The 11,429-nt window shown below is 73.4% G+C and carries 11 protein-coding genes; 3 read left to right on the forward strand and 8 right to left on the reverse strand.

Annotated elements, in window-relative coordinates; translation table 11 throughout:
* Window positions 1–183, reverse strand: a 183-nt coding sequence (locus tag AB7J25_RS28050; protein WP_428513913.1) for a hypothetical protein, incomplete at its 3' end; no start/stop codon positions are given.
* On the opposite strand from AB7J25_RS28050, the gene mobF reads away from it, so the two are divergent.
* The 3 genes from mobF (at window position 182) to AB7J25_RS28065 (ending at window position 4,337) form a co-directional block, all read left to right on the forward strand.
* Window positions 182–3,502 carry a MobF family relaxase gene (mobF, locus tag AB7J25_RS28055; protein ID WP_428513915.1) on the forward strand — a complete coding sequence of 1,107 codons (3,321 nt, stop codon included), beginning with the start codon at window positions 182–184 and terminating at the stop codon, window positions 3,500–3,502. The two genes, AB7J25_RS28050 and mobF, sit on opposite strands and share 2 nt — an antisense overlap.
* Window positions 3,499–3,876 carry a hypothetical protein gene (locus AB7J25_RS28060; protein WP_428513916.1) on the forward strand — a complete coding sequence of 126 codons (378 nt, stop codon included), beginning with the start codon at window positions 3,499–3,501 and terminating at the stop codon, window positions 3,874–3,876. The genes mobF and AB7J25_RS28060 overlap by 4 nt, the downstream gene beginning before the upstream one ends.
* 149 nt (window positions 3,877–4,025) lie before the next feature.
* Window positions 4,026–4,337, forward strand: coding sequence for a thioredoxin family protein (locus AB7J25_RS28065; RefSeq protein WP_428513918.1), 312 nt, complete (start codon window positions 4,026–4,028; stop codon window positions 4,335–4,337).
* A gap of 19 nt (window positions 4,338–4,356) precedes the next feature.
* Here AB7J25_RS28065 and AB7J25_RS28070 read toward each other — a convergent pair whose 3' ends face one another.
* From AB7J25_RS28070 to AB7J25_RS28100, 7 genes are all read right to left on the reverse strand, one after another.
* Complete coding sequence (locus tag AB7J25_RS28070; protein ID WP_428513920.1) at window positions 4,357–4,572, reverse strand: Lsr2 family DNA-binding protein; 216 nt, start codon at window positions 4,570–4,572, stop codon at window positions 4,357–4,359.
* A 202-nt stretch (window positions 4,573–4,774) separates the two neighbouring features.
* Complete coding sequence (locus tag AB7J25_RS28075; RefSeq protein WP_428513922.1) at window positions 4,775–4,909, reverse strand: hypothetical protein; 135 nt, start codon at window positions 4,907–4,909, stop codon at window positions 4,775–4,777.
* Window positions 4,910–5,115: 206 nt separating this feature from the next.
* A complete protein-coding gene (locus AB7J25_RS28080; RefSeq protein ID WP_428513924.1) occupies window positions 5,116–6,084 on the reverse strand; it encodes an ArdC-like ssDNA-binding domain-containing protein in 969 nt (322 codons plus the stop codon).
* Entirely contained in the window at window positions 6,081–7,253 is a 1,173-nt protein-coding gene (locus AB7J25_RS28085; RefSeq protein ID WP_428513926.1) for a hypothetical protein, read from the reverse strand. Before AB7J25_RS28085 ends, AB7J25_RS28080 begins: the two co-directional genes overlap by 4 nt.
* Window positions 7,250–9,106, reverse strand: a complete 1,857-nt coding sequence (locus AB7J25_RS28090) for a type IV secretory system conjugative DNA transfer family protein (RefSeq protein ID WP_428513928.1) — start codon at window positions 9,104–9,106, stop codon at window positions 7,250–7,252. Before AB7J25_RS28090 ends, AB7J25_RS28085 begins: the two co-directional genes overlap by 4 nt.
* Window positions 9,103–10,305, reverse strand: a complete 1,203-nt coding sequence (locus AB7J25_RS28095) for a DnaB-like helicase N-terminal domain-containing protein (RefSeq protein ID WP_428513930.1) — start codon at window positions 10,303–10,305, stop codon at window positions 9,103–9,105. Before AB7J25_RS28095 ends, AB7J25_RS28090 begins: the two co-directional genes overlap by 4 nt.
* On the reverse strand, window positions 10,302–11,429 hold a 1,128-nt coding region (locus tag AB7J25_RS28100), incomplete at its 5' end, for an ATP-binding protein (RefSeq protein WP_428513932.1). The genes AB7J25_RS28100 and AB7J25_RS28095, both read right to left, overlap by 4 nt.

Raw genomic sequence — 11,429 nt, forward strand, 5'->3', positions numbered from 1 at the left:
GCCGAGTGACCCGCCCATTCTCACCACCACGGCGAACCGATCAAGATCGGCAGCATCCACTCCTCTGGCTCCAAGGAGCGGACGGCCGCTGACGACGCGCTGTCGACATCGGATGCCGCGCATCTTGTGGTGTGGATGATCTCGCGCGGCGCGCTCGTGGTGGTGCTGAATCGTGATGTCCATGGCGCGCATGTCCGCGGGCGCGGGGTACCAGTACCTGTTGCGGCACACCGCGTGCGGTGATGTGCAACGAGACCCTTCGACGCCGTTGACGGCGTACTACACGGCGTCGGGCTATCCACCCGGCACCTGGTACGGCGCCGGACTTGCCGGCCTCGGGATCACACCCGGCGCGAACGTGACCGAGGAAGGCATGGCCCGTCTCTACGGCCAAGGCCAGCACCCCACCAGCGGGACGCCGCTGGGCCGCCCCTACTTGGCCTTCCGCAGCCAGGCGCAGCGGATCGCCGACTCCGTCGTGGCGCTGCCGGAGTCGATGACGGACTCCGCCCGCGCTGCGGCGGTCGAGGCGATCACCCGGCTGGAGGCCGCGCGAAGGCCGCGGGCCGCAGTTGCCGGGTTCGATCTCACGTTCACTGCACCGAAGTCGGCCAGCGTACTGTGGGCGTTGGCCGACCCGGACGTTCAGGCTCTCGTGGTCGCCGCGCATCGGGCCGCGGTCCGCGACGCGCTCGCGTTCATGGAGGACCGGGCGGTGTTCACCAGGATCGGGCACAACTCGATCGCCCAGGTCCCGACCCGCGGGATGGTCGCCGCGCTGTTCGATCATTGGGACACACGCACTGGCGACCCGAACCTGCACACCCATGTCGTGGTGGCGAACAAGGTCCAGGGCCGCGACGGGGTGTGGCGGTCGTTGGACTCCCGGGCCCTGCACCACGCCGCGGTCGCGGTGTCCGAGCTCTACGACAACCTGCTCGCCGACAACCTCACGACCGCGCTCGACCAGAACACCAGCCACGGGGTTGGGTCCTCGTGGGGGTGGCGGGACCGCGGACCTCGGCGCACCCCGGCGTTCGAGCTCGATGCCGTTCCCGACGATCTGCTCACCGAGTTCTCGACTCGATCGGCGGCGATCGCCACCGCGATGACCGACGCCCTGGTCGACTTCCACGCCGAGCACGGACGCGGACCGAACCGGGTCGAGACGACCCGGCTGCGCCAGCAGTTGACCACCGCGACCCGCCCGGCCAAGACGATGCGACCACTGCCCGAGCTGATGGCATGGTGGCGCGAGCGAGCCCGGCGCCTGCTGCGCCTCGCCCCGCACCCGCTCCTCGCCCCCGCGTGGAGCAGCCAGCACGCGACAGCACCGGCGTTCACCGCCGCCATGGGTCGTCGTCGCGTCGGAGTCCGTCACGACACTGACGGAGTCACCGGGGCACTCCGTCACGGACTCCGTCACGAGAACCTGACCAGCGACGACACCTCCACCGTTGGCAACCGACGCCGGCGCGGCCCGGCACGAGTCGGCGGGACGCTCCGAAGCCGCCTGCACCAACGCCCTACCCACACAGCCCGTCCGAGCGTCACCGACGACCTCGTCGAGTACCTCGCCGCGGTAGCCCTGGACGCGGTGCTGGCGCGGCGCTCGACCTGGACCCGGTGGAACCTGCTCGCCGAGGCTGCGCGCGCCACCCGCGGTCTGCGGCTTCCGGACGCGGCGGAGCGGATCGCCCTTCACGACCGCGTCGCCGCGACCGCCCTGGACGGGTGCGTGCCGTTGACCGCGCCGGACCGGTGGACCGTGCCGGAGGGGTGGCGCCGCCCCGACCGCACCACGGTGTTCGACCGACCGGACGAGGATCGGTTCAGCCACCGGGTCATCCTGGACGCGGAGACCCGCCTACTGGCAGCCGCCGACGACCAGCTCGGCCCCGGCGTGGACGAGACGGTCGCCCGCACCGCAGCGGTCGCGGTCCAGCCACCCCGTCACCCCGGGGGGCGCCACGTGCGCCTCGCCAGCGACCAGGTCGACGCCGTCATCGGCATCGCCACCTCGCGGCGGGCCCTGGATGTCCTGGTCGGTCCGGCGGGGACCGGGAAGACCACCACCCTGCGCGCCCTGCGAACCGCATGGGAGAACGTGCACGGCCCCGGCACGGTGCTCGGGCTGGCACCATCGGCGGCTGCGGCGCACGAGCTCGCCGACGCCCTCGGCGTGCCGTGCGAGAACACCGCGAAGTGGCTGCACGAGTCCACCGGCCCCGCCGCCCAGCAACGCGCGGACGTCCGCGCGGGCCTGCTCGAACGGCGCACCGCCGCGACCAGCGCGGGCGACGCGCACACAGTGCGGCGGGTCGACACCGCGCTGGCCCGACTCGACGCGCAGCAGGACCGGTGGCGTCTGCGGCCCGGGACGCTGCTCGTCGTCGACGAGGCGTCCCTGGCCGGCACCCTGGCCCTGGACGACCTCGCCGCTCAAGCCGCTGCCGCGGGGGCCAAGCTGCTGCTCGTCGGCGACCACCACCAGCTCGGCGCCGTCGACGCGGGCGGCGCGTTCGGCCTGCTCGCCGCCACCGGTGCCGCGCACCGGCTGCGGTCGCTGTGGAGGTTCACCCACCGGTGGGAGGCCCACGCCACCCGCGCCCTGCGCGAGGGGCATCCCGGCGCCCTCGCCACCTACGACCGTCACGGGCGCATCCATGAGGGAGGGCCCCTGGACGTCCTCGACGCTGCCTACTCCGCCTGGGCGAGCGACAGCCGTGGCGGCGCGTCGGCGCTGCTGCTCGCAGCCGATGGCGCGACTGTCGCCGCTCTCAACCTCCGTGCCCGCTCCGACCGGGTCGCCGCCGGTCTCGTCGACGATACGACCACCGTCCGCCTCGCCGATGGGCTGCAAGCCGGCACCGGGGACCTCGTCGTGACCCGCCGCAACGACCGCCGCCTGGCCACCACCGCGGGCGGCCATGTCCGCAACGGCACCCGCTGGACTCTCACGACCATTCACGCCGACGGCAGCGCCGACCTCGCGGCGCAGTCCGGCACCGGCCCACAAGGCAACGGCCAAGACCGTGTTCGCGTGCCCGCCTACTACGTGCGCCGCCACCTCGAGCTCGGCTACGCCACCACCATCCATCGGGCCCAAGGACTCACCGTCGACCACACCCATCTGCTGGCCACCGAGGGCATGACCCGCGAGTCGCTGTACGTCGGGCTGACCCGTGGCCGGCACTCCAACCACGTCTACGTGCCCGTCGACCCACTCGAAGACGGATGCGAGCACCTCCCCGACCCCGGCCGCCACTCCCCCGACGCGCACGAACAGCTGCGCACGATCCTGGCCACCACTGGCCGCGAAAGGTCTGCCACCGAGCAATTGCGCGACCAGACGAGGGGTCCGAGCCAGCGGGAGCGCGATGCCGTGCGCGCCACCCTCGCCGACACCCGACCGCCCTACCCCGCCGCCGATGCGCACCAAGACCCGCGGACGCACGCCCCCCGCTCCACCAACCGCTCCGTGAGAGGACCACAGCGATGACCTCCAACCAGCCCTACCGTTCGGGCACGACGAACCGGCGGGTCGACCCGTTCGCCGCCTTCGCCCTTGCCTGGCCGACCCTGAGCGCCGACGAGACCGACGACGCCCTCGCCGAACTCGAGGACTGGATCGACTGGCTGCGCGACCGCTATCACCTCGACCACCGCCACCTGCCCCATTGCTGGGCCCTGCACAGCGAGCTCATCGAGGAGCTCTCCGCGCTCCACACCGCCTGGCAGCACTCCTACGCACCCGACGCCGACGGCAGCGCGCCCTTGCGCTGGCACGACGCCTTCGACGCCGGTCGGCAACGACTCCTGGACTGGGTCGCTCGCACAGGCTGCCGGCCTGACAACCACCGTGAGCACCTATGAGCTGCGGCCCGCCCCATTCGGCGCCTCGCCTGCGGACGGAAACGCGGGCGGGGCAGGCCGACGGCATTCGTCCGGCCACTGATGCCCCGGTTCGGTGCCGATGCTGCACCACCTGGGCGGCTCTCGCGACGCGCAGTAGGTTGCGTCGTATGGAGGTGTCGCTGCTCTACATCCGGGACTGCCCCAACCGGTCGCTGGCGCAGGCTCGGCTCGGTGAAGCCCTTGCCCGGATCGGGCAGCCCGACCAGGCGATCGACCTCATCCTCATCACCTCCGTCGACGAGGCGGAGGAGCTGCATTTCAAGGGTTCGCCGACGATCCTCGTCGACGGGGTCGACCCGTGGGCGCCGCCCGGACCGGCCCCTGGAGGGCTCGCCTGCCGCATGTACCGCATCGACGGGCAGGCGTCGGGCGCGCCCAGCGTCGAGGAGATCGTCCAGGCATTGACTCGAAAGACCTGAATGCTCACTCGCGAGGAGGTCAGCGCACCAGCAACGCGATCTCCTCGCACGTCGCGAGACTCACCGCACCACGGCTCGGGACGGGGACGTCGTGCTCGGACGCGAGCTCTCGAGCAACCTGCGGGTTCGCCTTCAAGTAGGCGGTCACGACCTGGTACGACAGGCGCCCTCGCTCAGCGACCTGCTCGCCCGCCTCGTGCGCCCACGCACGCACCTCGCTCGGCTCGTACGTCATCGATGTCCATCCTCGCGCCCGTGGTTGATGGCGTGGAGCATGCCACGGTTCGACGTAGGCACGCTGGCGTACATCACGACGCACTCCGCGGTGGGCCCCGGCAGCAATCGCAGCGCCGATCGACCAGCCGCAGGGCCGGCCTAACCGAACGGACGGGGTCTGACGCCCAGCCGGATCGGGAAGAACGACAGCGATGGGTGCGTCAGTCCCTGCGTCGCACGGTGATCGACCACGAGGCCTTCACCGCCGCAGCCACACGGTCGATCGCCTCGTCGAGCGCGCGGTCCACAACCTTGTCGGTCGCCTTGACCAGCAGGTAGGCGCCGACGAGTTCCACCGCGGTCGTAAGATCCCGCCGCTCCTCGGAGTATCCGGACCCGCTGACCTCGAATCCCTCCGCACGAAGGGCGTCCGAGACACGGGCCAGGCTCCGAGGCGTGGCGGGTTCGACGAGGACAGTCGCGTGTGGCATGTGCTCAGCATGCCGGTCGGGTCCGACGACTCCGGGCAATGCGTCACGGCGGGGGCTTGCCGGCGTGCGCGTCAACGCGCGATGGCGCGTAGCGGGCGCTGGGCAGCCGGGCGTGTCTCCACCGCCGCGAATGCGACGACAGGCGCTGCAGGTCGCCGGCCGTCGAGCTGCGCGCTGATGCTTGCCGCCACGTCGAGCACCCGCGCGGCGGCGGCCCTGAGCGCGGTCGGATCGTTGCCGGACCATCCCGCGAGGTAGGGGACGGAGTAGGCGCCGGTGTCGAGGCCGGCTGAGATGGCGACGATGTGGGCGATGGATTCGGCTTCGATCTCGGCCTGTCCTCGGCAGCGCGGCGAGGTGCGGTACCGGTCGGCGAAGCGGTTCTCGTGGTCGGCGCGGATGTGCCCGAGTTCGTGGGCGAGCGTCTTGACCGCTTGGGCGGGCTCTACGTCGTCGCGGACGCGGACGAGCCGGTTGCGGTAGTCGGTGTAACCGTTGGCACCGTGGCAGTCGCCCCGTTCGAGGGTGAACCCGTCGTCGTGCACGAGTTGGGCGAGTCGCTCCCACAGGTCGTCCGGTGCTGGTCCGGTGAGCAGCTGCGGGTCGTCGGGGAGGTCGGGGCCGTCGGTCTGGCTGAGGTCGAAGACGTGGACGACCCGGAACCCGCGCAGGACCCGCGGCACACCTGCACCCTGCGGCCCGTCCTCCTGGCCACGGTCGGCCGGCTCGGACTGCGCCTGGTCGGGCTTGTAGAGGCAAGGGGCGAGGATCGCGATGCCCTTCTCCCCCTTGCGGACCTGGCGTCCTGCGGCGCGCCAGGCTCGGTACCCGGCGACGGCGGTGGCGTCGGGTCGCTGGACCGCGACGAGCAGGATGTTGTTCAGGCTGTAGGAGGGCATGTGTGCTGCGATATGGAGCATGTGCTGCCAGGCGTCGCTGCCGGCGAGGTCGGCGACTGCGGTGGTGAGCCGGTCGTGGATGTCTGCGAGCTGGTCGCGGCGTCGCTGATCGCGGGCGACGTCGTCGGCGGCGCTGGTCATGCCGCGCCTACCTGCAAGGCGCCAGCGCAGACCGGGTCGGACCAACCGCGGTACCCGCTTCGGGACATGAACCCGGTCTCGATCTGGGCGAGCGTGACCAGGTAGACCCCGCCGGTGAATCCGGTGGCGTGGTCGAGGGCGTCGTTGGTGACGACCTTGATCCGTGCAGGGTCACAGCCGGGGTCGGCCTGCACGACGAGGGCGACGTGTCCGGCGGGGCTGCCGGTGGCCCAGTAGACGAACGCGCCGAGCGGGGGGCAGCGGTCGCCGGGGCGGGCGTGCCCGGTGGCGAGCATGCGGGTCCAGTGCACGGAGGCGGACTCGTAGCCGGAGTTGGCGTAGCCGTATGCGCGGCAGGCGAGCCGGTCGCAGCGGTTGTACCAGCCGGAGCGGGCACCGACGAGGTTGAGCGCGGCGGCGACCGCGCCTGCCACGTCGGTGGGGGTGCCGGGTGGGACGACGACAGTCCCGGTGTCGGCGAGACTGGACGCGCAGGCGGCGTCCACGAGGGCCGAAGGCGCCACCTGCGATGGGGCACCGGTGGCGCTGCCGGCGGCGGTGGCAGTGGGTGTGGTGCTGGTCCAGGCGACGGCGTCGGCGTGAACGCCTTCGAGGTACGTCTTGGCGGAGTCGTCGATCCGCGGGTAGGTGGCGACAACACCCGGTCCGGAGTGGTGCGCGAGGGCGAGCGTGTCCAGCCACGACAGGCGACGCGCCCCAGACAGGGGCGTGCCCAGGGGCTGGTCGAGGTCGTCGAGAAGCTGGCACAGCATCTGCCCGGCGACATCGGCGACGGTGAGCGGGTCGGAGTCATCGGGCAGGCCGTCGCCGTCGAGGTCCGCGTTCCAGCCGGCACCGTGGACCGCGACCCAGTCCGCGTCGGTCACCGCGATCAGGCCGCGGCCGCGCGGGCCGGCATGGGCCGGATCGAAGCCGGAGTCGGCGGCCATGACGGCCGCGATCCACGGCTGCGGCAACTGGGGGCAGGCGTTCTGCACGGCCGCGATCCACACCCGCGCCGGGGCCGGAACCGGTGCGCCGGCTGCCAGAGCGGGCCCGGGGGCGGTGAAGCAGGCCAGAGCGGTGCCGGCGGCGCCGAGGACGGCGAGTACCGCGACGACGGGCGCGGCGAGGGCGGTGGCCGCTGCGGCGGCGAGGCCGGCCTTCACCGTGCCGCTCCATCGCGCGCGGCGAGTTGACCGGTGCTCCCACGGCCGGCTGCAGCGGCGGTGGCGGCTTCGATGCGCCGCTGCCCCGCGTTGAGCGCGGCGGCGTCCGGGCGGCTGGGCCAGGGGGCGAGGTCGATAATCGCGGGCCGGGCGTGCCGGAGCAGGAGCACGGCGGAACCGAAGGGCAGGGTCCGCAGGACCGCGGGCGGCAGGACGGGAACGGTGCGCAGGCTGGTCGTGGTGGAGCGTTCGCCGCCGTGGCCACGTGACTGGGATCGGGTGGTCTCGTCGATGTCGCCGAGGAGGCGGGAGACGTCGTCGAGGTCGCGCATCTTGGCTAGTCCGCCCAGGACGAGCTTGACGGTGGCGGCGTCCCAGATGGTGTCGGCGGCGTGCTCGCCCCAGCGGTGGCGGGCCTGGGCGAGGGACTGCAGGACGGCGAGGGTGGTGATGCCGGACCCGCCGCCTTCGGCCATGAGGGAGGGCAGGGAGGGGAGCGGGGTGAGGTTGGCGATCTCGTCGAGGGCGAGCAGCAGCGGCGGGTCCAGCCGCGCGCCGGGCGAGCGTGCGGCCAGGGTGCGGGCGGTCTCGGTGATGTCTTCGACGAATGCGGCGACCAGGGGTGCGCTGGTGCCCGAGGACACCGCGGACGCGAGCAGGTAGAGGGTGCCGCGGTCGGTGAGGAACGCCTCGGGGTCGAACCGGTCGTCGGGTCCGGGGTCGAGGGCGCGCAGGACATGAGGGTCGGCGAGGGCGGCGAGGGCTTGGCGGACGCCGAGCCAGACGCTGTCGCGGGTGCGGGGGTCGGCGTGGACGATCGCGTCGAGGGCGTCGGCCCAGCCGTCTGCTGCGTCGCGGTGGCGGGTCAGGACGGTGACGGCGTCCTCGGCCAGGACGGGGTTGAGCGACCACCGGTACAGGTCCAGTGCGCGCCGGTCGTCGAGGGCTGCGGCGTGCAGCAGGCAGCGCAGTGCGGTCTCGGTCTGGCCGGTCCAGAAGTCCGCGTCCGACACCGATCCGTGCATGCCGGTGCCCGAGGCGAGGCCGCGGGCGCGGACGAGGGCGATGCGGGGGTGCTGGCAGCCGCGGACCGGGGACCAGCGCAGCCCGTCGGGGAGGCCGGCGAGTCGCTGGGGGTCGAACACCGCGACCGGGCCGCGCGCGGCGCGGTGGTCGTGGGTGACGGCGAGGGTGTCGGGGCGGGTGGAGGTGGCGACGACGGCGCCGGGGGCGTCGAGGATCCAGGGGATGACCACGTGCAGGCCCTTGCCCATTCGGGGCGGTCCGAGGAGCAGCGCGGAGTCCTCGACCGAGCACCACAGGTCGCTGCCGTGCGCCGCGCCGAGGAGGTAGCCGAGCTCGGTGGGGGGTGCGGTGGCGGGTTGGCTGGGGCGGGCGTGGCGGGCGCGGGTGCGCAGGGCGCGATCGCCGGCGACGGTGGTGAGTTCGCGACGTGAGGAGAGCCCCGGCAGGTGGGCAAGGCGGCCGCGGCTGGTAGAGAAGCTATGCCGGTCGAGGAGATGCCGCGCGAACCGTACGGCGACGAACCCCGAGGTGGCCGCGAAGGCGAGGACGGCGAGAGTGGCGGCCCAGTAAGGGATCGGGCCGGGCAGCTGCTCGGGTCGCGGCCATGCGCCGGCTGGTTCAACGGGCCGCCCTACGGCAGCGAGCGCTGGCAGGATCCCGCCCTCGGGGGCCAGTCGTCCGGTGAGCAGGCAGGCCGCGGTAGCGCCCGCGTACAGCAGCGCGCCGGCGGCGAGGGTGAGGCCGACGGCGAGCAGGCCGAGGTCGGTGGTGTCCCACCCGCCCACACGCGCCCCCGCACCCGTTCCCCCGACGCGGGGGCGGGTCATCGGGGCACCACGGCGAGGTGTCGACCGGCCGTGCCCGCGCGCTGCCGCCGCATGACGGGCAGCGGGATGGGGACGTGGTCGTCGTCGGCGTCGCTGCCGGGCGGACCGGGGTGAAGGGGTGCGGCGGCGCGGCGCAGGGCGCGGGTGTGCAGGAGGGTGGTGTCGAGGAGGTCGCGAAGGTCCAGGCCGAGATTGCCTGCTTCGGCGCGGAGCGCTGTGGCGGTGCGGTGCGCGGCCAGGCGTAGCTGGTCGGCGGCGACCGCGGTGGCGGCGTATGCGGGGTCGAGGATGGTGGCGTGCTCCACCATGGCGGTGAGGTCGCGAGGGTTCGGCCCGGGTCCGGCGGTGGGTGCGGTGCGGGCGATGCGCCATGCCACAGTGACGGGGTCGATCGGGGCGCCGGTGTCGTGCAGGTCCACCAGCGCTGCGTACACCGGGCGCCACGTGTCGCCGGTGAGGGCGTCAGGTCGCAGCCAGCCAGTGACCGCGGCGAGGTAGTCGGGGTGCGTGACCAGGCAGGCGGTCAGGTCCGCCTCGCGTTCCGCGACGGCGTCGGGGTCGGGCAGGGGGTGTCGGGACAGGAGCCGGTCCGCGCCGACCAGGGAGGGCAACAGCCCGACCGGTGACGGAGGCGACACGGGCGCGGCGACGGCGGTGCCGGTGGTGGCGCGGGTGGCGATCGCCCACCGGGTAAGGGCCAACTCGGCGACAGCGTCGATCTGCGCGGTGACCGTCTCCACCACCCGAGGGCTGCGGTCCAAGGCTGCGGCGAGGGCTGCGGCCTGCAGCAGGACGCCGTGGCAGGCGACCTGGCGGCGCAGCGACGCCTCCAGCACGACCGCGGCGTACTCGGCGGGGCGGGGGCGGGTCGGGACTGCGGCGAGCAGGTCCAGGATGCGCGGGGCGTCGGCGATCCGGTAGCCGTGCCGGTTGATCATCGCCTGTGCGACCACGTCCGGGCAGGGTCGCTGGTGGGCGGCGTCGAGCTCGCGGATCGTGGCGTAGAGGGTGTGGTGCCAGGGGTCGGCGAAGTCCTCCGCGCGCAGCCATCCGCTCACGGCGACGACCGCGTCCGGGGCCAGCAGAAGCGCGCCGAGGGTGGCCTGCTCCGCCAGCCGCACGGCGGCCGGGACTCCGACGCCGGTCTCGCGCGTGTCCTCGGACATGACAGCGGTGCTGCGCATCGGATCGGGCGTCATCGCGCGCCTCCCGTCGCCGTGCCCCGTGCAGCGCGGTTCGTGGCCGTGCCCGTCATCGCGGTGTCGGTGTCCACCAAGGGGAGCTCGTCGACGTGGAGACGGTGGTGGACCAGGTGGGAGCGGGCGGGCAGCTTCCACAGCCCGGTGCCGCGCGGCAGCACCGCGATCACCTCGCGCTCCGCGATGGACAGGCCCAGCGCTCGGGCAGTAGCAGCGAGCTGGTCGGCTTCCTGCCGGTAGATGACGCGGGTCGAGCAGTCAGCGAGCAATCCGTCGGCGATCGCGCGCCCGGCGGTCCCGGTCGCGGCGACGGCGTCGAGATCGGACAGGCGGTGCAGGATCAGCAGGTTCGCGATGCCATAGGCGCGCGACAGCTTCCACTGCGCCTGCATCCGCCCCAGCAGCGCGGGGCTGCGCAGCAGCCGCCACGCCTCGTCGTACACCACCCACCGCGGGCCGGGCTGGTCGCCAGAAGTGGTGAGGGACTGCTCCAGCCACGCCGACGCGCACGTCATCGCGATGGCCAGGGCGGTGTCGTCGGATCCGAGCGCGGACAGATCCAGCACCACCATCGGCGCGGACGGGTCGAGACGGTGGGTGGACGGGCCGTCGAACATGCCGGCGAGGTCGCCGCGGGTCAGGCGGCGCAGCGCATGCACGAGGTCGGCGCCGTCGCGGGTCCGGGCGGCGACGGTGGTGCGGTCCGCGGAGACGGCACCATGGTCCGGGTCGGCCAGGGCATCGACGAGCCGCGGCAGCGTCGGGGCGGCGTCCGCACGGACGGCGTCGAGTGCGGCGTGCAGGGCGGTGTGCTCGGCGGGGGCGAGGTCCCGGCCGAGGAGGGTCGCAGCGACCGCCGCGAGGACCGTCGCGCTCGAGTTCATGGAACCTCGCGACGCGGGCGGTGCGTCGAGGGGATTGAGCCGGGTCGACAGGCCCGGGCCGATCCGGATGACGGTGCCGCCGACGGCGTCTGCCAGCGGCGCCCACTCCCCCTTGGGGTCGCCGGGGACGTAGACGCGCCGCCCGGCGGCGAGCGAGCGCAGCGCGAGGGACTTGGCCAGCGCGGACTTGCCCTGACCGATGACCCCGGCCAGGAGCATGTTCGGGTTGGTCAGCTCCCC

The organism is Pseudonocardia sp. (assembly GCF_050246655.1).
Taxonomy (GTDB): domain Bacteria; phylum Actinomycetota; class Actinomycetes; order Mycobacteriales; family Pseudonocardiaceae; genus Pseudonocardia.